Here is a 19,849-nt window from a genome sequence, read left to right on the forward strand (position 1 = left end):
CCTTCAGACGATCGGGTCGTGGACGGTGACGAGCTTGGTGCCGTCCGGGAAGGTCGCCTCGACCTGAACGTCATGGATCATCTCGGGGATGCCCTCCATGACATCGGCGCGGGTGAGGACCTTGCGTCCCGAGGCCATGAGTTCGGCGACGGTGCGGCCGTCCCTGGCGCCTTCGAGGATGTGCGAAGTGATCAGGGCGACGGATTCGGGGTGATTGAGCCGCACCCCGCGCGCCCGTCGCTTCTCCGCCACGTCGGCGGCCACATGGATGAGCAGTCGTTCCTGCTCGTGCGGGGAGAGTTGCACGCGTCCACCTCACAGTCGTCCGGCCCGCCCGGGTGCAGCGCGAAGCTGACCCACGCCAACAGTCTGTTGACCAACGCGCGGGTGTCTCACGGCGAGCGGTTGAACGTTAGGCGGAGAGTTTTTCCGGCGCGTTAACTGATCTCGGTCTCACGCCGGGACACGGACGGACACGTAGGGACATCAGCGCCTGCGCAGGGGCGATGAGCCTCGCTGCGGTGGTGCTCACCTACTGGGCTTTCACCCGGCCCCTTGGCCCGTACGGACGAGGACCGAGGTCGTATACGGACGTCGGCCGTCCGGGGGCGCGCGGCCCTTCGGTGCGCCGGGCCGTGGTCAGCGGCGCTCATCCGGGCGCCGGTGCTCGGCCGCGAGACCGAAGCGCCCCCGTTCGCCGGTAGCGGATGCGGCCGAGCCGAGCGAGGAGACCGAACTGATCACCTGCTCCTCGGCCGCCTCCTGATCCCGCTCAAGTCGTTGCAGGTCAGCGGCGGACACCAGCGCCACGAGCGGCTTTCCGTGGCGGGTCACGACGACGCGCTCCCCGCCGTAGACGACGCGGTTGATCAGTTCGGCGAGCTCTGCGCGGGCTTGCGTCACCGGAATCTCGTAGGCCATGCTCCCCATCATAACGGCCTGTACATCCTGTACATTTTTTACAGATGGGCCGTGCGAGAGGAGACGTACGTCATGAACCGACCCGCCGCCCGCTACGTCCTGCCCCACTTCACCGAGCGCACCAGCACGGGCAACCGCACTCTCGATCCGTACTCGAAGCTGCTCGACGAGCGGATCATCTTCCTCGGCACCGCCGTCGACGACACCGCCGCCAACGATGTGATCGCGCAGTTCCTGCACCTCGAGTACGCGGCACCGGACCGCGACATCTCCCTCTACATCAACTCCCCCGGCGGCTCGCTCAGCGCCATGTCCGCGATCTACGACACGATGCAGGTCATCACCTGCGATGTGGAGACGACCTGCCTGGGTCAGGCCGCCTCCACCGCCGCGCTGCTGCTCTCGGCCGGGGCCCCCGGCAAGCGGATGGCACTGCCCGGCGCCCGGATCGTCCTTCAGCAGCCCGCGTTCGATGAGCCGTTGCAGGGCCAGCCGTCCGATCTGGAGATCCAGGCACAGGAGTTGCTGCGGCTGCGGACCCAACTCGCCGGAATGCTCGTACGCCACACCGGCCAGACCTCCGAGCGGATCGACGCCGATCTGGAGCGCGACAAGATCTTCGACGCCGAGGACGCCAGGGCATACGGACTGGTGGACCATGTGATCAAGAACCGCAAGACTTCACTCTCCGCCGCCGGTTCGAGGTGAGCGCCGGATGCTGCCACCCGAACAGCCGCCACTTCCGGCACTGACCCGCGCCGAATGCGAGTTCGTCGACAGCTATCTCGAAGTCCTCGACCTGCTGGGGCGGATCAACCCGGCCCGTGGCACGCACACCTATGGCGCACTCCGCGCGGCACAGGCGCTGGTCGGACGGGCCGAGGCGCTCAAGGACGCCCTGACGCTGATGCATATGCGCGGGGAGAGCGAAGTGCATGCGGCGACGCTCGCCGAAGCACTCAGGGTGCTCGACGGCGAGCGGCGGGCGCGCCGGGTGACGATGCCGCCCCCGGCAATGAGTTGACGAAGCAGCGGCTTCCGTACGCCATCAGGGTACCGGGGTGCATCCCCCATTCGATGGACTCGACGACCCCTCAGCGAGTACGCACAACTTGCGCGCCATGACTACCGATCTGGCGGAATGACTTGTTCCGGTGCTGGTGCGAGACTCCTCAACTGTCACGTACCCGTCCGTAAATCCGTTCTGTCCACCCGAACAGGTCAGGGGTGGCGAAGCTCACAAACGGCCGTTTCAACTCGGAAATTCGGCACAGAGTGGGTCAAGATCCCTGGGACGACAAGCCCCCGCCACCTCGGCGGGGCGGTCCGGGCGGACGCCGAGTCCTGCCGCCGCTCCGGATGTCTGGTCGACAGGAGTGCATCGGCAGGAGTGGAGGACCCAAGCAGAACGGGACAGCCGGACGGCCCGGCGGTCCCTCGGGGTGAAGCCGCATCCGCGGCCGGGCATCTTCGTCCGTCCGAACCCGACAGGTCATCCTTCACAGGCGGCTGACGAAGGGTTGCGCATGACTGCGCAGATTCATGTCCCGTACTTGATGACCAGGGCGGGTGCCGTGTCGGCCCTGACCCTCGCCGCCGTCGGCGGCTCGCTGCTGGCACCTGGCGCCGTTCCCGAGGCCTACGCGGCAGCGACCCACGCGAAAACGGCACTCAAGGTCGCCGCCTCGAAGAAGGGGGCGCCCTACAGGTTCGGCGCCGCGGGTCCCTCCCGGTTCGACTGCTCAGGGCTGACGCTCTACTCGTACAAGAAGGCGGGCAAAAAGCTCCCGCGTACCGCCCAGCAGCAGTTCAACAGGACCCGTCATGTCCCGGCCTCCTCCCGGCAGAAGGGAGACCTGGTGTTCTTCCACTACGGCAGCCGGGTCTACCACGTGGGCATCTACGCCGGCCGCGGCAAGATCTGGCACTCGCCGAAGAGCGGCTCCTGGGTGAAGCTGGAGAAGATCTGGACCAAGAAAGTCTGGTACGGCCGGGTGCGCTGACGGCGGTGGCTCATCGCGCGCCGATCGCCGCGTTTCGCCGCGGCGACCGGTGCGCGGGCTCCCTCAGGCGCGCCGGTTCAGTGCGCCAGCGGCTCGGCGAGCAGGGTCACTCCGAGAGCCGTGAGCGCTCCGCCGGTGACGCCTTCGACGGCCCGCGTGGTGCGCGGCCTGCGCAGCCACGTCCCGAGACGGTCCACGAGCAGGGCCACCGCCGGGAACCAGACCAGAGCCAGTGCGACCACGATCGTCGCGAGCAGCAGAGTGCGCGGCAGGACCGCTGCACCGTCCGGAACGAACTGCGGGAGCAGGCTGAGGAAGAGGACGGGAGCCTTCGGGTTGAGGACGTTCGTGAGGAAGCCCTGGCGCAGGCTGCGGCCGATGCCCTGCGCGGCCGGGCCCTGCGGATCCTCGACCGCGAGCGCCGGGCGCAGGGCGGAGCGTACGGCCCGTACGCCCAGGTAGAGCACATAGGCACCGCCCAGAATCTGCAGCGTGCGGAAGAGCACCGGCACGGCGACCAGGACGGCCGCGAGTCCGGCGACCGCCAGCGCGGTGTGCACGAGCAGTCCCCCGGCGACGCCGACAGCGCAGGCCACGCCCGCGCGCCGGGAGGCGAGCGCGTTGCGTACGACGACGGTGAAGTCCGCGCCCGGCATGGCCACCATGCCCGCGGCGACCCCGATGAAGGCGACCAGTTGTGCGTCCATGGCCACCATCGTGGACCGGCCAGGGCCTTAACGTGTACTTGTAATCTTCTGGGTCTGCCTAAAGCAATGCTTAAGGGAGGTGGCATGTACGACCCGACACGGCTGGCGGCGCTGGTGGCGGTCGCCGAGGCCGGTTCGATCACCCGGGCCGCCGCCCGTCTGGGCTACACCGCGCCCGCGCTCTCCCAGCAGCTGGCCAAGCTGGAGCGCGAGGCGGGGGCGGCCCTGCTGGTGCGGAGCCATCGCGGGGCGCGGCTGACCGCCGCGGGCGAGCTGCTGGCGGCGCGGGCCCGCCGGGTGCTGGACGAGATGGACCGGGCGCGGCACGAGCTGGCGCGGCTGTCCGGGCTGTCCGGCGGGCGGCTGCGGGTGGGGACCTTCACCACGGTGGGCGTCCATCTGCTGCCGCCGGTGCTGAGCTCGTTCCGCCGGGCGCATCCGGATGTGGAACTGACCGTCGCCGAGTACGAGCCGCCGGGCGGGGTCCTGGCGGTGGCGGCCGGCGAAGTGGATCTTGCGCTGACGCACACGTATGAACCGGCCGAACCGGCGCCGCCGCCCGCGGGTGTGGTCCTGGAACCGCTGCTGGTGGAGGAGTTGGTCCTGGTGACGGCGCCCGGCCATGCGCTCGCGGGCGGCTCGGGGCGGCTGCCGGTGGCCGGTCTCGCCGGACAGCCGCTGATCAGCAGCGCGCCCTCGCATCCGCCGCGCAAGGGGGTCGAGACGGCGCTCGCCCGGGCCGGGGCGACGCCTGCGGTGGTGTGCGAGTCGCCCGGCTACGCGCTGGTGTGCGCACTGGTCAGCGCGGGGATCGGGGTCGCGGTGGTGCCGGAGATGGTCGCGGCGATGTCGGCGACGCCGCTCGGCGTACGGCAGTTGGACCCGGCGGACTTCCGGCGTACGATCTCGGTGGCGCACCGGGGCGAGGAGTCGGGACCGGCGGCGGAGTCTCTTCGGGCGCTGCTACGGGGCGCGTTCGGCCGCGCGTGAAGTGCAGGGCGGACAGGCAGGGGCAGGGGCTTTCGGGCCGAAGCCTTCCGGCCGGTGTCAGTTCTGGACGGGGGCCGTCCACGGGAGGGCGATCCAGACCGTTTTGCCGCCCTCCGGGGTCGGTGTGACCGAGAGCTGTCCGCCGTACTCCGCGGTGAGGCTGCGAATGATGACCATGCCGCGGCCGTTGTCCTGCCGGACCGCGGCGGGCAGCCGCTGGGGCCAGCGGGGATGACTGTCGGTGACGCCGATGCGCAGTTCCTCGTCGCGCTCGAGACGCAGGTCCACGGTGAATGTCGGCGACTGGCCGAAGGTGTGCTGGACGGCGTTCGTGGCGAGTTCGGAGACGATCAACCGGACGGTGTCGACGGCTTCGGTCTCGACGGGCAGACCCCACTCGGAGACAACACGTGCGGCGTATCTCCGGGCGGCGGAGACCGAGGCGGGATCGCTCGGCAGGGTTACGGAGGCTTCCTGATGGTCTGCCATGGCGAGCTGTCCCTTTCCCACCGTGGCCGCGCTCCGACTCGTAGCGGAATTGCAAGGACGGCCACGGATTGTGCTTCGCGCCAGAGTGCCACCTCACGTGCTTCCCCAGGTGGCGATCCACCAAGATATGCGGATACCTGTCGCTCAAAGCGGTGAACTCTGCTACGCGAGACCGTATTTGGGCGCACAATCGCCTGTTGACCGCTGCCGGAGGCGGCGACGCCGTCAACCGGCCGGCGCGAGCTCGATGATGGTCTTCGTGGCCTGCTCGATCTGCTGATCCGTCAGGTCTGCGCGCGCCGTGAGCCGGAGCCTGGAGATACCGTCCGGCACCGACGGAGGGCGGAAGCAGCCGACCACAAGCCCGGCGGCGCGGCAGTCCGCGGCCCAGCGCAGCGCCGCCTCGGGCGACGGAGCCTGTACGGAGACCACGGCGGCGTCGGGGCGTGCGGCGGTGAGTCCCGCGTCCGTGAGCCGCCGGTGCAGCATCGCGGCGACAGTGCGGGCCCGGTCCGCCAGCGCCGGTTCGCGGCGCAGCAGCCGCAGGCTCGCCAGGGCCGCTCCCGCCGCCGCGGGAGCCAGGCCGGTGTCGAAGATGAACGTACGGGCCGCGTTGACCAGATGGTCGATCACCCGGGCCGGGCCGAGGACCGCTCCGCCCTGGCTGCCCAGGGATTTGGAGAGCGTGAGGGTTGCGACGACGCCGTCGGCGCCCGCGATGCCCGCGGCGTTCAGGGCCCCCCGGCCTCCTTCGCCCAGTATGCCGAGCCCGTGCGCGTCGTCGACGAGCAGGGCGGCTCCGTACTCACCGCAGGTCTCCGCCAGGCCCGCCAGCGGTGCCGCGTCGCCGTCCACCGAGAAGACCGAGTCGCTGACCACGAGTGCCCGCTGCCCCGGGTGCGCCTCCAGCGTCTTGCGTACGGCGTCGACGTCCGCGTGCGGGACGACCGCGGTCTCGGCGCGCGAGAGCCGGCAGCCGTCGACGATCGAGGCGTGGTTGCCCGCGTCGGAGACGATCAGCGAGCCGAGGCCGCTCAGCGCGGTCACCCCGGCGAGGTTCGCGGCATAGCCGGAAGAGAACACCAGGGCCGCCTCGAAGCCGCAGAAGGCGGCCAGCTCCCGCTCGAGATCGGCGTGGAGGGCGGTACTGCCCGTGACGAGCCGGGAGCCGGTGGCTCCCGCGCCCCAGCGGCCGGCCGCCTCTGCCGCGGCGCCGGTGATCTCCGGGTGGCGGGTGAGGCCCAGATAGTCGTTGCTGGCGAGATCCAGCAGCTCGGACTCGGCGGTGCGCGGCCGGAGCGTACGGACGAGACCCGCGCGCTCGCGGCGGCGCGACTCGTCGTCGATCCAGGCGAAAGGATCCTGGTGCATGGTGGTCCGGTCCTTTTGTAGGCAGCGCACAGACCCTAGCCGGGGTGGCTGGAGGAGCGGATGTGGCCATGCACACACCTCAAACATGCTCTGTTGTGGAGTTCCTCCTTGGCCCTGGCGCATGCCGTACGTAAGGATCAGCGCCATGGACCTGCTGACCACGCTGGTGGACAAGGGGCTGCGGCGCGAGCTGCCGACCCGCGAAGAAGCGCTCGCCGTGCTGGCGACCTCCGACGACGATGTGCTCGAAGTGGTGGCCGCGGCCGGCAAGGTGCGCCGCCAGTGGTTCGGGCGACGGGTGAAGCTGAACTATCTCGTCAACCTCAAGTCGGGGCTCTGCCCCGAGGACTGCTCGTACTGCTCGCAGCGGCTCGGCTCCAAGGCCGAGATCCTCAAGTACACCTGGCTGAAGCCGGACGAGGCCTCGCAGGCGGCGGCCGCCGGTGTCGCGGGCGGCGCCAAGCGGGTCTGCCTGGTCGCCAGCGGCCGCGGTCCGACGGACCGGGACGTGGAGCGCGTCGGCAAGACCATCGAGGCGATCAAGGACCAGAACGAGGGCGTCGAGGTCTGCGCCTGCCTCGGGCTGCTTTCGGACGGCCAGGCGGAGCGGCTGCGGGACGCGGGCGCCGACGCGTACAACCACAACCTGAACACCTCCGAGGCTACGTACGGCGAGATCACCAAGACCCACACGTACGCCGATCGCGTGGACACCGTGCAGAAGGCGCACGCCGCGGGGCTCTCCGCCTGCTCCGGGCTGATCGCGGGCATGGGCGAGAGCGACGAGGACCTGGTCGATGTCGTCTTCTCGCTGCGCGAGCTCGACCCGGACTCGGTGCCGGTCAACTTCCTGATCCCCTTCGAGGGCACCCCGCTGGCGAAGGAGTGGAACCTCACCCCCCAGCGCTGCCTGCGGATTCTCGCCATGGTGCGGTTCGTCTGCCCCGACGTGGAGGTACGGATCGCGGGCGGCCGCGAGGTGCATCTGCGCTCGATGCAGCCGCTCGCGCTGAACCTGGCCAACTCGATCTTCCTCGGCGACTACCTGACCAGCGAGGGCCAGGCGGGCAAGGCCGACCTCGACATGATCGCGGACGCGGGCTTCGAGGTGGAGGGCACGGACACGACGACGCTGCCGGAGCACCGTGCGGACGCCCTGGCCGGGGGCGGCTGCGGTTCACACGCCGGCGCCGGCGGCTGCGGACCGTGCGGTGACGGCGAGCCCGCCGCGGCCGAGGCGCCCGTCGCCGAGGTACCCGCGGCGCGCACGGACCTGGTGGCCGTACGCCGCCGTGGAACGGGCACGGATCTCGCGCCCAATGCCTGAGTCCGTGTACAGCCCCGGCGAGCTGCTCGACCTGGACCGGGCACACGTCTGGCATCCGTACGGCCCGATGCCGGGCCGTACGGACCCGCTGATCGTGGAGTCCGCGTCCGGAGTACGGCTGCGGCTCGCCGAACCGGTCCACGGACAGCGCGAGTTGATCGACGGCATGTCGTCCTGGTGGTCGGCGATCCACGGCTACAACCACCCGGTCCTCAACGAGGCCGCGCACGACCAGCTGGGGCGGATGAGCCATGTGATGTTCGGCGGGCTCACCCACGAGCCCGCCGTCCGGCTGGCCGCGAAGCTGGTCGAGATCACGCCCGAGCCGCTGCGGCACGTCTTCCTGTGCGACTCGGGCTCGGTTGCGGTCGAGGTCGCGGTGAAGATGTGCCTGCAGTACTGGCGCTCGGTGGGGCGGCCGCAGAAGCAGCGGCTGCTGACCTGGCGCGGCGGGTACCACGGGGACACCTGGCAGCCGATGTCGGTGTGCGACCCCGAGGGCGGGATGCACGGGCTGTGGTCGGGGGTGCTGCCGCGGCAGATCTTCGTGGGTGCGCCGCCGGCGGAGTTCGAGGAGTCGTACGCGCAGGAGCTGCGCGAGGCCGTCGCGCGGCACGCGGACGAGCTGGCCGCGGTGATCGTGGAGCCGGTGGTGCAGGGTGCGGGTGGGATGCGGTTCCACTCGCCCTCGTATCTGCGGGTGCTGCGGGAGGCGTGCGACGAGCACGGGGTGCTGCTGGTCTTCGACGAGATCGCGACGGGATTCGGCCGTACGGGCAGTCTGTTCGCCGCCGGGCAGGCCGGGGTCTCGCCCGACGTGATGTGCCTGGGCAAGGCGCTGACCGGCGGCTACCTGTCGATGGCGGCGACGCTGTGTACGACACGGGTGGCCGAGGGAATCTCGCGCGGCGAGGTGCCCGTGCTGGCGCACGGCCCGACGTTCATGGGCAATCCGCTGGCGTCGGCGGTGGCGTGCGCCTCGATCGATCTGCTGCTCGCGCAGGACTGGCAGCAGGAGGTCAAACGCCTGGAGGCGGGCCTGCGGGACAGCCTCGCGTCGGCGGCCGGGCTGCCTGGTGTACGGGACGTCCGCGTGCTGGGCGGGATCGGCGTCGTGCAGCTGGACCACGAGGTGAACATGGCGGCGGCGACGGAGGCGGCGGTGCGGCAGGGGGTGTGGCTGAGGCCGTTCCGGGACCTCATCTACACGATGCCGCCCTATGTGACGGGCGACGAGGATCTCGGGCGCGTGTGCGGCGCGGTCATCGCGGCGGCGGCCGCGGGCTGAGGCCGACGCCTGCGCCCCGGGCGCGGCGGCCTCGCGGCGCGGACGCGCGCACTCGCGGCTCGGTTCACTGCGGCGTGCGAGCCGCACCCGCACCCGTCGGCGTACGGTCTTCGCACCGCCCACCGGCGACGGGGCGCCGGAACCCGGCGCCAGGAGCGCGCGCCGTGCCGCGCGGCACGGCGCGCGCTCCTGGCGCCGGGAGGCGGCACGGAGCGCCTGGCTCGCGGCGCGAGGCGGCGCGGGCAGACTGGCACGCGGCGCAGGCCGGGGTAGGGCCTCCTGCCGTACAAGCGAAACAGAAAGGCAGTCACAGCCATGGCAGTCATCGTCGTCACCGGGACCGGGACCGAGGTCGGGAAGACCGTCGTCACCGCCGCCGTCGCCGCGGCGTTTCGGGCGCACGGTCGGTCCGTCGCCGTGGTGAAGCCCGCTCAGACCGGGATTGCCGTCGGGGAAGACGGTGATGTCGCGGAGGTGGTCCGGCTCGGCGGAGACGTCGTCGGGGTCGAGCTTGCGCGGTTTCCCGAGCCGCTCGCTCCCGCCACCGCCGCGCGGCGGGCGCAGATGGCGCCCGTGCGGCCCGCGGACGTGGTCGAGGCCGTCGAGAAGCTCGCCGCCGAACATGACCTCGTACTGGTCGAGGGGGCCGGCGGCCTTCTCGTACGCCTAGACGAGGACGGGGCGACCCTCGCCGATGTCGCCCGGCTGCTGGCCGCGCCCGTGCTCGTCGTCGTGGCGGCCGGGCTCGGCACCCTCAACACGACCGCGCTGACCGCGGAGGCCCTGCGCGCCCGGGAGTTGGAGCAGCTGGGTGTGGTCGTCGGGAGCTGGCCCGGCGAGCCGGATCTGGCCGCGCGGTGCAATCTCGCGGACCTGCCCGAGGCCGCCGGGGCGCCGCTGCTCGGCGCCGTGCCTCAGGGAGCGGGCGCGCTGACACCGGCCGAGTTCCGTGCCCGCGCCGGGAGTTGGCTCGCGCCCCGGCTCGGCGGCGTGTGGGACGCGGAGGCGTTCACCGCGGCCGTACGCTGACCCGCATGCGAGCCCGTATCGAGGAGATCGTCTTCGACTGCCACGACCCCGCCCGCCTGGTGCGATTCTGGGCCGCCCTGCTCGGCGGCGACCCGGTCGACCGGAGCGAGGACTGGTCGTACATCGATCCGCCCGGCTTCGCACGCGTCGCCTTCCAGCGCGTGCCGGAGGGCAAGTCGGCCAAGAACCGGCTCCATCTCGATCTCGACGCGGGCGATGTCGACGCGGCCGCCGACGAGGCGGTCGCGCTCGGCGCCGTACGGCTGGGACCGGCCATGACCGACGAGTACGGCCGCTTCCAGGTGTTGAGGGATCCCGAGGGCAACGAGTTCTGCTTCGTCTGACCGGGGGGACAATGGCGGTGAGCGCACCGCCGTCCCGAGGAGGCCCGCCATGCCCCGGAGCAGCACCAAAGTGCCACAGGACGCAGTTCACCATCCTCTCTTCGCCCGTTTCTACGCCAGGTTCAGCGTGGCGGCCGACAAGAACGCGGGGATCGTGGCCTTCCGCGAGGAGCTGCTGTCCGGTCTCTCCGGCCGGGTCATCGAGATCGGCGCGGGCAACGGTCTGAACTTTGCGCACTACCCGGCGGCCGTCTCCGAGGTCGTTGCACTGGAACCCGAGCGCACGCTGCGGCACTTGGCGACGCAGGCGGCCCGGCGCTCCGAGGTCCCGGTGGACGTGGTGCCGGGTGCGGCCGAGGCGCTGCCGGTCAAGAGCGAGGCTTTCGACGCGGCGGTGGCTTCGCTGGTGTTGTGTTCCGTACGGGATCTGCCGCGCGCACTCGGCGAGATCAAGCGGGTCCTGCGGCCGGGCGGAGAGCTGCGGTTCTTCGAGCACGGCCTGGCCGAGACGAAGGGCATGGCCCGAACGCAGCGCGCGCTGGACCGCACCGTCTGGCCGCTGCTGTTCGGCGGGTGTCACACCGCGCGGGACACGATCGCCGCGATCGAGGCGGCGGGCTTCGAACTCGGCGTGTACCGCAGGCTGAACGTCCCCGAGCGGGGCCTGCGGCTGCCGTCGTCGTCGTGTGTGCTGGGCGTGGCGCGGCGGCCGTTCGTCGGCGATCCGCAGGGGTGATCAGTGGGTCCACTGCCGCAGTTCGCCGGCGATGGTCCGCACGTCGGCCTTGCCCTCCTTGACCAGCCGTGCCAGATCCCGTACCTGCACGGGTGAGGTGACGACCTTCAGTCCGCAGGCGACGAGATAGCCGTAGGCGACGGCGGAGGCGAACATCGCGTTGGAGTGCTCCAGCGCCGGGACATGGAGGAGCAGCTGAAGCAGGGAGGCGGCGCGGGCGTGCGGGTCGCTGTAGACGGGGATGCCGAATATCTCCGCCTCGTGGCGGCTGACGGCGGCGACGAGCGCGCCCCAGTCGGTGACCTGCGGATCGCCGGGGGTCTTGTGCTCGGCGACCATGAGCAGCCAGGCGAGGTCGATCGAGAGGTTCATACGGTGCGCGGCCGCTCCCGCGTCGTCGTCCGGTTCACCGCCGGCCCTTGCCCTGTTCCTTGCCCTGTTCCTTGCCCTGCCCTGTGCCGTGTTCCGTGCCGAACTCCTCGGCGAACACGGACTCGTACTGCTTCATGAAGTCCGACGCCGCCTCGACGAAGGTGCGTCCCACCTCACCCGCGTCCTGCTTGACGAGTTCCTCGATGTAGCGGTTCACGCTCATCCCGCGCTGCATCGCCCGCTGGCGCGCGGCCTCCGCGGTCGTCTCGTCCACTCTCACGTTCAGCTGAGTCTTCGCCACCCCATCAAGCTAGCGCGCCGACGCTAGCATCGACAAGAGGGCGGTCGCGTGTCCCTTACATCAACCCCGAGGACCGGACCTAGGATGGATGCCGACTCGCCCGTGTGCGCTCTACCCTCGCCTCCTGTACGGAGCCGGAGCGGCCACGACCCGGGAGGCGGCCTTGTCCACACCTGCCACTGCACCCACCTACGAGCAAGCCGCGGATGTGCCGCTCGCGGCCCGGGCGCGGGCTCTGACCAAGGCGTACGGGACCGGCGAGACGACCGTACGCGCCCTGGACGCCGTCGATGTCGACATCGCGCGCGGGCGGTTCACCGCGGTCATGGGGCCCTCCGGCTCGGGCAAGTCCACGCTGATGCACTGCCTCGCCGGTCTCGACACGGTCTCCGCCGGACAGGTCTGGCTCGGCGACACGGAGATCACCGGACTCAAGGAACGCGAGCTGACCCGGCTGCGGCGGGACCGGATCGGCTTCATGTTCCAGGCGTTCAACCTGCTCCCCACCCTGACCGCCGCCGAGAACATCACGCTCCCGATGGACATCGCCGGACGCAAACCCGACCGCGAGTGGGTGGAGCAGGTCATCGACACGCTCGGACTGCGCGACCGCCTGAAGCACCGGCCCTCGGAACTGTCCGGCGGACAGCAGCAGCGCGTCGCCTGTGCCCGTGCGCTGGCCTCCCGGCCGGAGCTGATCTTCGCGGACGAGCCGACCGGAAATCTCGACTCGCGCGCCGGGGCGGAGGTGCTCGCCTTCCTGCGCGAGGCCGTCGACCGGCTGGAGCAGACGGTGGTGATGGTGACGCACGACCCGGGCGCCGCCGCCCACTCGGACCTCGTTCTGTTCCTCGCGGACGGAAGGATCGTCGACGTCATGCCGGAACCGACAGCAGAGGCGGTACTGGAGCGCATGAAGCGCTTCGACGCCCTGCGCAAGAGCTGAGGACACAGTGCTCAAGGCAACGCTGCGGAGTTTCTTCGCACACAAGGGCCGACTGCTGCTCTCGGCGCTCGCCGTACTGCTGTCCGTGGCCTTCGTCAGCGGCAGTCTGATCTTCTCGGACACCGTCTCGCGTACCTTCGACCGGCTCTTCGCCTCCACGGCTGCGGATGTCACGATCTCGCCGAAGGAGGGCATCAGCGAGAGCGTGCCGACCGGAGTCGTACGGACGGTGCCCGCCTCGCTCGCGGACCGCGTCGCTTCGGTCAACGGCGTCAAGGCCGCCCACGTCGACGTCGCGGTGCAGAACGTCACGGTCGTCAATGACAAGAACGAGGCGGTCGGGCCGACGACCGGCGCACCCACCATCGCCCGCGACTGGCGTCTGTCCGACCGCAGTCCGGTGAAGCTGACCAGCGGTCACGAGCCGAAGGGGCCGGGCGAGGCGCTGCTCGACAAGGACACCGCCGACAAGAAGAAGCTGGGCATCGGGGACTCGCTCACTGTTCTCGCGCAGCCCGGCTCGTTCAAGGTCAAGGTTGTCGGGATCGCGACCTTCACCACCACCAACCCCGGTGCCGCGCTGGTCTTCCTGGACACCCCGACCGCCCAGACCAAGCTGCTGGGCAGGACCGGTGTGGCCACCTCGGTGTCGGTCGACGCGGCCGAAGGGGTGAGCGACGCGGCGCTCAAGCAGCGGATCGCCGCCGAGCTGGGTGGTACGTACGAACTGAAGACGGCCGACGAGCAGGCCGAGTCGGCCGCCGCCCAACTGGGCCCGTTCCTCGACGTCATCAAGTACGTGATGCTCGGCTTCGCGGGCGTCGCCGTACTCGTCGGCGTCTTCCTGATCGTCAACACCTTCTCGATGCTGATCGCCCAGCGCACCCGCGAGCTGGGGCTGTTGCGCGCGCTCGGCGCCGACCGGCGCCAGGTGCGCAATTCCGTCCTCACCGAGGCGCTGCTGCTGGGCCTGGTCGGCTCCACGCTGGGACTGGCCGCCGGTATCGGGCTCGCGGCCGGGCTGATCGAGCTGATGGGTCTGCTCGGGATGAATCTGAGCGCCGCCGAGATGGTGGTGGGGGTGGCGACTCCGGTATCGGCATATGTGGTCGGGCTCGGCGTCACCTTCGTGGCCGCGTATCTGCCGGCCAGGCGGGCCGCCCGGGTGTCCCCCATGGCCGCGCTCTCGGATGCGGAAGTGGCCGGAGTGGGACGGCCGTTGAAGATCCGGGCGATCGCCGGGGCCGTCGTCGGCGCGGCCGGTGCGGCCGCGCTCGCAGGATGCGCGGTGAGCGAGAAGACCTCGTCGGCGGCCTCGCTGCTGGGACTCGGCGTGGTGCTGACGCTGATCGCGACAGTGGTGGCGGGACCGCTGCTGGTGCGCCCGGTGATCCGCGTGCTCGGCGGGTCCTTCCCCAAGCTGTTCGGCTCGGTCGGCCGGATGAGCCAGCGCAACGCCCTGCGCAATCCGCGGCGTACGGGCGCCACCGCGGCCGCCCTGATGGTGGGCCTGGCACTGGTCGGTGGTCTTTCGATCGCCAGCGCCTCGATGACCAAGTCCTTCGACAACCAGATCGACAAGACGCTGGGCGCGGACTTCGTCGTACAGAACGCCAACTTCATGCCCTTCCCGCAGGAGATCACTGAGAAGGTGAAGGACGTCGACAGCGCGGGCACCGTCGTGCGGCAGCGCTTCGCGCCCCTCGCGCTGAACATGCCCGACGGCAAGCGGGTGGAGTCGACGGCTTCGGGCTATGACCCGCAGCTGGACCAGGCCGCGCACATCACCTACGCAAGCGGGAACACGGCGGCCGCGCTGGCGCCGGGCAGCATCGCGATGGACCGCGGTTTCGCCGAGGACCACAAGGTGCGCATCGGCTCGGTCCTGCCGGCCGAGTTCGCGGGCGGACAGAAGACCCGGCTGACGGTCGGGGCACTGACGGACATGGACCAGAGCGGCGGGCCCGGGATGCAGGGCGGCCTGTTCATGGGGCTGAGCACCGTCGAGAAGTATCTGCCTGGCGGGCAGGAAGCCGTGCTGTACGTCAACGCCGCGAGCGGCAGCGACGTCAAGGACCTCCGCAAGGCTCTGGAGACGACCCTCGACCCGTACCCGCAGGTGCAGGTACGCGACCAGGCCGACTACAAGGAGCTGATCCGCCAGCAGATCGCCGTGATGCTCTACCTCGTGTACGCGCTGCTGGGGCTCGCGATCGTCATCGCGGTGCTCGGCGTGGTCAACACCCTTGCCCTGTCGGTCGTCGAGCGGACCCGGGAAATCGGACTGCTGCGTGCCATCGGCCTCTCGCGCATCCAGCTGCGGCGCATGATCCGGCTGGAGTCGGTCGTGATCGCGGTCTTCGGGGCACTGCTGGGGCTGGCGCTGGGCATGGTCTGGGGTGTGGCGGTGCAGCAGGTGCTGGCGCTGGAGGGGCTCAAGGCCTTCGCGGTGCCGTGGGGCACGGTCATCGCGGTGGTCGTGGGCTCGGTGATCGTGGGGCTGGCGGCGGCGGTGCTCCCGGCCCTGCGCGCCTCGCGGATGAACGTGCTGGCCGCCATCGCACACGAATAGCCGTCCGCGGGAGGCGAGTTCATGGCCGAGCCGCAGTTGTTCGAGTAGGGCCCGTCTCGCAACGTGGGAAGTCGGTGGCGGGCCCCCGCCCGACCGTGTTTGGCTCGGGGCCATGATCGACGTGCACATACGCCCCGCCACGGCGGACGAGGCGGAGACCGTCCTCGCCTTCTGGAAGGAAGCGGCCGAGGGTACGAGCATCACGGACGACGTGGACGGGGTGACCCGCCTGATCGAGCGCGACCCGGAAGCGCTGATCCTGGCCGAGTCCGGCGGGCTGCTGGTGGGCTCGGTGATCGCGGGTTACGACGGGTGGCGGTGCTCGCTCTACCGTCTCGCCGTGCGTCCTTCGCACCGCAGGCAGGGGATCTCGACGGCGCTGCTCGACGCGGCCGAGCGACGCTTCCTGGCCGTGGGCGGCCGGCGCGGCGACGCCATGGTGCTGGAGGCCAACGAGCGGGCCCAGCGTGCGTGGGCCTCGGCCGGGTACCACCGCGAGGACCACTGGCGCCGCTGGGTGAAGCCCTTTCCCGCTGCGTAGGGGCTCCATTCGCCGCGGCAGCCAGCCCTTTGCCGGTCCTTTACCATAGGTGGACCCCTTCACTCCCCCGTACGAAAGGTGTGAGCGTCCGCCCATGGGCGAGCCTCCCAGTAGCCGACATCGAGCACTCCTCCTGCCCCTGCCCGATCATGGGACGGAGGTGACCCGATGACCGAAGTGCTCCTGCTCGTCGTGGCGGTGCTGCTCTCGCTCGCCTGTGGCGGCTTCGTCGCGGCGGAGTTCTCCCTCACCACCGTCGAGCGCGGGGACCTCGAAGCGGCCGTCGAGCGCGGTGAGCGCGGGGCGGCGAGTGCCCTCAAGGCCGTACGCAGCCTCACCTTCCAGCTCTCCGGCGCCCAGCTCGGCATCACCGTCACCAATCTGGTCGTCGGCATGCTGTCCGAACCGTCGATCGCGAAGCTGATCCGCGGCCCGATGGAGGCACTCGGGCTCTCCCCCTCCGCGGCCTCGTCGGCCGCCCTGGTCATCGGTACCGGACTGTCGACGATCGTGCTGATGGTCGTCGGCGAGCTGGTCCCCAAGAACTGGGCGATCTCCTCGCCGCTGGCCGTGGCGAAGGTGGTGGCGCCCCCGCAGCGGGTCTTCACCGCCGCCTTCAAGCCCTTCATCAGCCATCTCAACAACACGGCCAATCGCATCCTGCGCCGGCTCGGCCTGGAGCCGACCGAGGAGCTGGCCTCCGCCCGCAGCCCGCAGGAACTGGTCGCCCTCGCCCGCCACTCCGCCAAGGAGGGCGCGCTGGAGGCGGACACCGCAGAGCTGTTCGTCCGCACCCTCAAGCTGGCCGAGCTCACCGCGGAGAACGTGATGACCCCGCGGGTCCAGGTCACCGCTCTCGACGTGCTGGCCACCGCCGAGGACGTCGCCAACGCCACGCGCGCGACCGGCCTGTCCCGCTTCCCCGTCTACCAGGGCAGCCTGGACTCCGTCGTCGGCATCGCCCACATCAAGGACGTCCTCGCCGTCCCGGCCGCGCGTCGTCCCCGCCACCGCGTCTCGGAGCTGCTGCGCGAGCCCCTGCTCGTACCCGAGACGCTGACCGTGGACCGGCTGCTCGACCGGCTGTCCGGCAAGAACACCATGGCCGTCGTCATCGACGAGTACGGCGGTACGGCCGGCGTGGTGACCCTGGAGGACATCGTGGAGGAGGTCGTCGGCGAGGTGCGCGACGAGCACGATCCGCACGAGACCCCGGACCTGGCCCCGGCGGGCGAGGACGCCGACGGGCGCTCGCTCTGGTCGGCGGACGGTGCGGCGCGGACCGACCAGCTGGAGCGGGTCGGACTGCGGGTGCCCGACGGCCCCTACGAGACACTCGCGGGCCTCATCGCCGCCACCCTGGGGCGCATCCCCGCCGAAGGCGACCGGATCGAGCTGGCGGACTGGCGGCTCGATGTGGTGGACGCGTCCGGACGGCGGGCGGCCCGGGTGCTGATGCACGCACCGCTCCCCTCGGACGACGACACCGAGGAGGCCGGACGATGATCGCGGTCCAGCTCCTCATCGGCCTGCTGACCCTGGTGGTCAACGCCTTCTTCGTCGGCGCGGAGTTCGCCATGATCTCCGTACGCCGCAGTCAGATCGAGCCGGCGGCGGAAACCGGGAACCGCAGTGCGCGCAGCGTCCTGTGGGGCCTGGAGCACGTCTCGGCACTGCTTGCCGCCGCTCAGCTCGGCATCACGCTGTGCACTCTGGTGCTCGGCATCGTCGCCGAGCCCGCCATCGCGCATCTGCTCGAGCCGGTGTTCGACGCGTTGGGTGTCGCGCACGGCCTGATCCACCCGATCTCGTTCGTGATCGCGCTGTCGCTCGCGACGTATCTGCACATGCTGCTCGGCGAGATGGTGCCCAAGAACATCGCGCTGGCCGACCCCGCGCGCAGTGCGCTGCTGCTCGGCCCTCCGCTGGTCACGCTGGCGCGGGCGCTGCGGCCGGTGATCTTCACGGTCAACGCCCTCGCCAACGGGCTGCTGAAACTGCTGCGGGTGGAGACCAGGGACGAGGTTTCCGCGACCTACTCGGACGACGAGCTGGCCCGGCTGGTGCGGGACGCGGGTGACGCCGGTCTGCTCGACGACCGCTCGGCCGAGCGCCTGCGCGACGCACTGGAGCTGGGACGGCGACCGGTGCGCGATGTCGTGATGCCGGTCGAGCGGGTGGTGTACGCGCAGGCCGGGACGACGCCCGAGCAGCTGGAGATGCTGTCGGCCGAGTCCGGGTTCTCCCGCTTCCCGGTGGTGGACTCGGGCAGCCAGATCCTCGGCTATCTCCATGTGAAGGACGCGCTGGACGCGACTCCGCGCGATGTGCCGTTCCCCGTCACCGCCCTGCGCCCGATCGCGCGGGTGCGTGCGGCGACCCCGCTCGACGACGTACTGACGGCGATGCGGCGCAGCCGTACTCATCTGGCGGCGGTGCTGGACGAGGACGGCACACCGGAGGGCCTGGTGACGATGGAGGACGTCCTGCGGGAGCTGGTGGGCAGGCCCGGTTAGCTCGTCCCGGTGGTTGGCGCGGTGGCGGCCCGTTCCGTGGTCTCGGTGAGACCCGGGCCGGGCCGTCCGGCTTTGGCCGCGCCGATCGCGGTGAGTACGGCGAGGAGGGTGGCCATGCCCGCGGTGGCGAGTGCGGCCTGCCAGTCGACGTCGAAGAGGTTCGCCGCGCCGGCCGTCAGGACGGCGATCAGGGACTGGGCGAAGGTGCGCAGGGCGCGCTCCGCGGTGGCTTTCCAGAAGTCTGCGGTGAACATGCTCTGGACATGCTGCGGAACGCGCCGTAGCGACAGACCCGGCGGCAGAACTCGAGCGCGTCGACTTGGAGCGCCCGTCGGGCTAGAGCGCCGTCGCCGCCAGCCAGGCGTCCAGAGCGGCACGGTCGCCGCTGATGCCGAAGCGTGCGTCGTCCGCACGGTGGCGTCCGTACACGAGCAGCAGCAGATCGCCCGCCATGGCCTCGACTCCGGCGGCGGCTTCATCGGCGCTCTTCGTCCAGGAGTAGCCGCCGTCCCCGAAGCTGATCGTCCAGGCGGCACCGGTGTCCCTGGCCGTCAGCCGGACCGAGCCCCTCGCGAGGGCGGCGACCGGCTCGGCGATCCAGGAGTAGTACGGGAGGTTCTCCAGGAACTCCTCTATGCCGTCGGTGGCCGTGCCCGCGGCGATACGCGGTTCCACGCCCAGCGCGAGTTCGGCGTCGGCGAGATGGACGACGGCCTCGAAGAGCAGCCGCCGCGGGAAGAAACGCACTCGCTGATCGGCTCCGTGGGACCACATCGGCGTATCCGGGTCGACGCCGCGCAGCGTCCTCAGCGTGGTTTCGGCGCTGCGGGCGAGCCACTGCGGATACGCCCTGGGGTCGTCGGGGAGTTCGAGGGGGACGTCCCGCGACCAGACGCGCTCGGCGGCCCGGGTCCGCACAAGATGTTCCATCCAGCGTTGCGTGGCGCCGTGGTGCTTGACGAGATCGGCGAAGGTCCAGCCGGGGCAGCTGGGAACGGGCGTGGCCGGGTCCACGTCCCGTACGGTCTCGACGAACCGGCGCTCCAGATGCTCGACCGAGTCGCAGTACAGCTCGTGCTCGTCGTCGTCGAGACCGAAGCTCTCGGGGATCCGCAGCAGATCGTCGCGCCAGGCTCCGTCGGGCTCGCGGGCGGCGGCCCGGCGGATCAGTGCGGAGAGGGCCCGGCGGTCCCTGGGCGAGAGGCGCCCGAGCAGATAGCCGGTGTTCTCCAGCCATTTGACGGCGGTGTCGGGGTCCAGGACATCGTCGTCACAGGTGTCGATCGTGGTCACCAGATCGGCCAGCGTTTCGGCAAGCGCGTTCAGCAGCGCGTCACTCACGGAGCTCCCCTCCCGGTACGGAACCGACGGACCTTACCGCGCGGTAGGATCGCTC

Annotated in this window: 23 protein-coding genes and 1 riboswitch; of the genes, 14 read left to right on the top strand and 9 right to left on the bottom strand. The window is 70.8% G+C overall.

The annotated features are described in order from the left end of the window. Nucleotides 1-3 precede the first annotated feature (3 nt). Nucleotides 4-306, bottom strand: coding sequence for an urease subunit gamma (locus OG741_RS06530; protein WP_266488229.1), 303 nt, complete (start codon nt 304-306; stop codon nt 4-6). 333 nt (nt 307-639) lie between these two features. Continuing rightward, nucleotides 640-921, bottom strand: a complete 282-nt coding sequence (locus OG741_RS06535) for a type II toxin-antitoxin system Phd/YefM family antitoxin (protein ID WP_266488231.1) — start codon at nt 919-921, stop codon at nt 640-642. A gap of 72 nt (nt 922-993) precedes the next feature. Between OG741_RS06535 and OG741_RS06540 the strand changes: the two genes are divergently transcribed. From OG741_RS06540 to OG741_RS06550, 3 genes are all read left to right on the top strand, one after another. Next, nucleotides 994-1,629 carry a ClpP family protease gene (locus OG741_RS06540; RefSeq protein ID WP_405595869.1) on the top strand — a complete coding sequence of 212 codons (636 nt, stop codon included), beginning with the start codon at nt 994-996 and terminating at the stop codon, nt 1,627-1,629. A gap of 7 nt (nt 1,630-1,636) precedes the next feature. After that, a complete protein-coding gene (locus tag OG741_RS06545) occupies nt 1,637-1,945 on the top strand; it encodes a hypothetical protein (protein ID WP_405595870.1) in 309 nt (102 codons plus the stop codon). 314 nt (nt 1,946-2,259) lie between these two features. After that, nucleotides 2,260-2,444, top strand: a riboswitch (cyclic di-AMP (ydaO/yuaA leader). A gap of 3 nt (nt 2,445-2,447) precedes the next feature. Beyond that, nucleotides 2,448-2,924 carry a C40 family peptidase gene (locus tag OG741_RS06550; protein WP_405595871.1) on the top strand — a complete coding sequence of 159 codons (477 nt, stop codon included), beginning with the start codon at nt 2,448-2,450 and terminating at the stop codon, nt 2,922-2,924. A gap of 77 nt (nt 2,925-3,001) precedes the next feature. On the opposite strand, the gene OG741_RS06555 is transcribed toward OG741_RS06550, so the two are convergent. Further along, the gene (locus OG741_RS06555; protein ID WP_405595872.1) at nt 3,002-3,631 is read right to left on the bottom strand and encodes a LysE family translocator; all 630 of its coding nucleotides are present in this window, start codon (nt 3,629-3,631) and stop codon (nt 3,002-3,004) included. A gap of 84 nt (nt 3,632-3,715) precedes the next feature. On the opposite strand from OG741_RS06555, the gene OG741_RS06560 reads away from it, so the two are divergent. After that, nucleotides 3,716-4,621 carry a LysR family transcriptional regulator gene (locus tag OG741_RS06560; protein ID WP_405595873.1) on the top strand — a complete coding sequence of 302 codons (906 nt, stop codon included), beginning with the start codon at nt 3,716-3,718 and terminating at the stop codon, nt 4,619-4,621. 57 nt (nt 4,622-4,678) lie between these two features. Here OG741_RS06560 and OG741_RS06565 read toward each other — a convergent pair whose 3' ends face one another. Further along, a complete protein-coding gene (locus tag OG741_RS06565) occupies nt 4,679-5,110 on the bottom strand; it encodes an ATP-binding protein (RefSeq protein ID WP_266488247.1) in 432 nt (143 codons plus the stop codon). 225 nt (nt 5,111-5,335) lie between these two features. Then, nucleotides 5,336-6,481 carry an 8-amino-7-oxononanoate synthase gene (locus OG741_RS06570; protein WP_405595874.1) on the bottom strand — a complete coding sequence of 382 codons (1,146 nt, stop codon included), beginning with the start codon at nt 6,479-6,481 and terminating at the stop codon, nt 5,336-5,338. A gap of 145 nt (nt 6,482-6,626) precedes the next feature. Here OG741_RS06570 and bioB point away from each other — a divergent pair, with 145 nt between their 5' ends. The 5 genes from bioB (at nt 6,627) to OG741_RS06595 (ending at nt 11,205) form a co-directional block, all read left to right on the top strand. Continuing rightward, complete coding sequence (gene bioB / locus OG741_RS06575) at nt 6,627-7,808, top strand: biotin synthase BioB (protein WP_405595875.1); 1,182 nt, start codon at nt 6,627-6,629, stop codon at nt 7,806-7,808. Next, entirely contained in the window at nt 7,801-9,096 is a 1,296-nt protein-coding gene (locus OG741_RS06580; protein ID WP_405595876.1) for an adenosylmethionine--8-amino-7-oxononanoate transaminase, read from the top strand. Before bioB ends, OG741_RS06580 begins: the two co-directional genes overlap by 8 nt. Nucleotides 9,097-9,411: 315 nt before the next feature. Continuing rightward, nucleotides 9,412-10,125, top strand: a complete 714-nt coding sequence (gene bioD, locus OG741_RS06585; RefSeq protein WP_405595877.1) for a dethiobiotin synthase — start codon at nt 9,412-9,414, stop codon at nt 10,123-10,125. A 5-nt stretch (nt 10,126-10,130) separates the two neighbouring features. Beyond that, nucleotides 10,131-10,469, top strand: coding sequence for a VOC family protein (locus OG741_RS06590; RefSeq protein ID WP_405595878.1), 339 nt, complete (start codon nt 10,131-10,133; stop codon nt 10,467-10,469). A gap of 49 nt (nt 10,470-10,518) precedes the next feature. Beyond that, nucleotides 10,519-11,205, top strand: coding sequence for a class I SAM-dependent methyltransferase (locus OG741_RS06595; RefSeq protein ID WP_405595879.1), 687 nt, complete (start codon nt 10,519-10,521; stop codon nt 11,203-11,205). Here OG741_RS06595 and OG741_RS06600 read toward each other — a convergent pair whose 3' ends face one another. Further along, nucleotides 11,206-11,577 carry a fic family toxin-antitoxin system, toxin component gene (locus OG741_RS06600; RefSeq protein ID WP_405595880.1) on the bottom strand — a complete coding sequence of 124 codons (372 nt, stop codon included), beginning with the start codon at nt 11,575-11,577 and terminating at the stop codon, nt 11,206-11,208. Between the two features lie 34 nt (nt 11,578-11,611). After that, nucleotides 11,612-11,878, bottom strand: coding sequence for an antitoxin (locus OG741_RS06605; RefSeq protein ID WP_405595881.1), 267 nt, complete (start codon nt 11,876-11,878; stop codon nt 11,612-11,614). 88 nt (nt 11,879-11,966) lie between these two features. On the opposite strand from OG741_RS06605, the gene OG741_RS06610 reads away from it, so the two are divergent. The 5 genes from OG741_RS06610 (at nt 11,967) to OG741_RS06630 (ending at nt 18,453) form a co-directional block, all read left to right on the top strand. After that, on the top strand, nt 11,967-12,824 hold the full coding sequence (locus OG741_RS06610) for an ABC transporter ATP-binding protein (protein ID WP_405595882.1): 858 nt from the start codon (nt 11,967-11,969) through the stop codon (nt 12,822-12,824). A 7-nt stretch (nt 12,825-12,831) separates the two neighbouring features. Then, complete coding sequence (locus tag OG741_RS06615; protein WP_405595883.1) at nt 12,832-15,396, top strand: ABC transporter permease; 2,565 nt, start codon at nt 12,832-12,834, stop codon at nt 15,394-15,396. Between the two features lie 112 nt (nt 15,397-15,508). Further along, entirely contained in the window at nt 15,509-15,937 is a 429-nt protein-coding gene (locus OG741_RS06620) for a GNAT family N-acetyltransferase (RefSeq protein WP_405595884.1), read from the top strand. A 168-nt stretch (nt 15,938-16,105) separates the two neighbouring features. Beyond that, entirely contained in the window at nt 16,106-17,443 is a 1,338-nt protein-coding gene (locus OG741_RS06625) for a hemolysin family protein (protein WP_405595885.1), read from the top strand. After that, entirely contained in the window at nt 17,440-18,453 is a 1,014-nt protein-coding gene (locus OG741_RS06630; protein ID WP_405595886.1) for a hemolysin family protein, read from the top strand. Before OG741_RS06625 ends, OG741_RS06630 begins: the two co-directional genes overlap by 4 nt. Here the strand turns inward: OG741_RS06630 and OG741_RS06635 are convergent. Both OG741_RS06635 and OG741_RS06640 read right to left on the bottom strand, forming a co-directional pair. Continuing rightward, on the bottom strand, nt 18,450-18,707 hold the full coding sequence (locus tag OG741_RS06635; RefSeq protein ID WP_405595887.1) for a holin: 258 nt from the start codon (nt 18,705-18,707) through the stop codon (nt 18,450-18,452). The genes OG741_RS06630 and OG741_RS06635 overlap by 4 nt on opposite strands. Before the next feature lie 82 nt (nt 18,708-18,789). Further along, a complete protein-coding gene (locus OG741_RS06640) occupies nt 18,790-19,794 on the bottom strand; it encodes a maleylpyruvate isomerase family mycothiol-dependent enzyme (protein ID WP_405595888.1) in 1,005 nt (334 codons plus the stop codon). Nucleotides 19,795-19,849: the final 55 nt, after the last annotated feature.

Source organism: Streptomyces sp. NBC_01410, from assembly GCF_045040195.1.
Classification (GTDB): domain Bacteria; phylum Actinomycetota; class Actinomycetes; order Streptomycetales; family Streptomycetaceae; genus Streptomyces.